Annotated in this window: 2 protein-coding genes; one reads left to right on the top strand and one right to left on the bottom strand. The window is 39.2% G+C overall.

Translation table 11 applies throughout. The features are described from left to right. Positions 1-130 precede the first annotated feature (130 nt). Positions 131-1,075 (bottom strand): 4-hydroxyphenylacetate 3-hydroxylase N-terminal domain-containing protein, encoded by a 945-nt coding sequence (locus ACUVXA_RS19905; protein WP_445873036.1) that lies wholly within the window; start codon positions 1,073-1,075, stop codon positions 131-133. A gap of 233 nt (positions 1,076-1,308) precedes the next feature. Here ACUVXA_RS19905 and ACUVXA_RS19900 point away from each other — a divergent pair, with 233 nt between their 5' ends. After that, a complete protein-coding gene (locus tag ACUVXA_RS19900) occupies positions 1,309-2,013 on the top strand; it encodes a hypothetical protein (protein ID WP_445873035.1) in 705 nt (234 codons plus the stop codon). Positions 2,014-2,259 lie beyond the last annotated feature (246 nt).

The raw sequence follows: 2,259 nt of genomic DNA, 5'->3' as shown, positions 1-2,259 counted from the left end.
ATCCATCTATCTATCTTCCGTCGCCGCCAGTTGGGCGGAGACGCAAAACGCCTGCCAGAGCGGAGAGGTTCATGCCTTAAGGGCAGGTGCTCCCCTATGAAGCAGGAACCGAACACCATCTGGAAGTGTCCTAGATGGGTAAGTTTCGGACAACGGTTGCCGTTCCCATGAGAATGTCGCTCACCGCCGGTTTACACCCACAATAGCTGTGCCTATGGTATACTGCGAACAGTTCTGCTGCTTGACCTGCAAACTCCCACTCCCCGCACATAAAAACATTATCCCAAGGAATAAACACATCATCAAAAACGGTAAGAGTTTCCGTTACACCCCACCTGGAACGGAAGGGTGAATCAATCTCTCTCTTCTCCCTCGGGGTAACAGAGCGCGCAATCAGTTTCAATCCCTCAGCATCAATGGGCACTGCGAAAGAAACAGCGTAATCACTATCCTTGTCTCTCAAGGCTCTAGTGGGCATTATTATGAGCTCGTTTGAGGGAACAGCAGCGGTGGTGTGACACTTGGCACCCCTCACCACTATACCATCATCCCGCCTCTCCACCACCCGCACATAGAGATCGGGGTCAGCTTGCTCCGAAGGTCTAAGACTGCGATCGCCTTTAACATCGGTCATAGCACAGGTAGAGCTAATATCTTCTTTCTGAAAATGAGTCAAATGGTTCTTAAAATTTTCATAGTAACTTGTGCCATGTTTTAAGTCTATTTCGTGGGTTACTATGGATAAAGCGTTTAGAGCATCCATGGCCATGCATCTTTGAATACAGCAGCACTGGCGAGCATACATTCTGATCATTTGGACCTTCTTAATAAGGTCGTCAGAGCTCTGATTAACATGGGTGAAACGATTAACCATTTCATTTGTTAAGTGGGATTTGGCAGTGGTAAATTCTTGGTATCGGGGATCATGAGCCAGCTCATAGATTAATCCGATAACATCAATCTGAGGTTTTAATAAAGGATGATTGATCCGATTCTCAACTTTCTCACCAAACATGTAAATCTCTGGCTTCTGCTTTTTTAGACTATCAATAAACTGTTCTTTAGTTTTTAACATTTGGAAACCTCAAAGTCATGTTGTAGAACAATAAACTATTTTTGAAAATAAATTTTAGGCATACACTATATTCTATAAAATATTAGCATTTTTAATGCAATATTGAGAATATCCTGTTTTGTATTGTTGATTAAACATAAGTTAACTTTTTAATATAAAAATCGTATAAATATCTTATACTAATTGTAAATAATATTGCGATTAGTGAGAAAACCATTGAATTGGTGTTGAATGTGGCGAGGTATAACTTATCGGATTTTAAAATGCTCGAGAAGGCTCCGTATGAGCTACCAGAACCTAAACTATTAACAGAATTTGTCATAGAGGGCTATAAAGCTGTGGAAAAAACATACGGTCCAGTTTATACCACTAATTTCATAAAATATGCTTTGCGATTTGTGAAAATGAAGGTAGGAGAAGAGCCGGTAGAAGAGATTAAAACTTTGGACCAGTTAAGAGATTATCTAGCCTCATTGTCCGACAAGTATAGCTTCCCCTACTGTGCAGCTGTATACGCCCAGTTTAATGTTGAAAATCTTCTCGAAGGTAGAATCGGTGCTGCAAGCATGGAGATGGGTCATAGCAAAATTAAAGATGTAGAAAAAGTTGAAAACATCGAAGATAGAGATATCGACATACAAGGAATCCTCGAGAAGTATCGAGAAGACATGATTTCGACTAGGATGGCTCATCATGAAATGGGATATAAGGCAAATGGAGATGGAAGTCTAGACATAATTTATCCCACGTGTTACCTGAAGGAGGCTTGCAAATTAGCCTTTGATGAAGGTTTGGCAAAACGGCGTGACGGTACAATACAATGCGGAATAATGCAGTATAACTGTCAGTATTTTAAACTGGTTACTAGCTACAATTGGGACTTTAAACTCGTAGAATATTTTGAGCCACACTGTATCGCACATTGCTTTATGTTCTAATCCTTCCTAACAGATTGTCGTCAAAAAAACTCAAAATCAAAAAATAATACTTCAACTGGATCCACAAATTGTGACGGAAAAAAGATGAACAAAGAAAGAATCTTAATACATTTCAAATATTTTTCACTTTTTTTGTTTTCACTACTAAACCCTACTATAATTAGTCGTTTTCTAAAAAGGCTACATCTTTTTTTGTTAAAAAACCTACATAAGCTTCGCTTTTTAGACAAATTATAAAAAACCTTT

This window comes from Candidatus Jordarchaeum sp., from assembly GCF_052745115.1.
The sequence above is the reverse complement of the archived record's forward strand: the minus strand, read 5'-3'. Positions and strand labels throughout refer to the sequence as shown.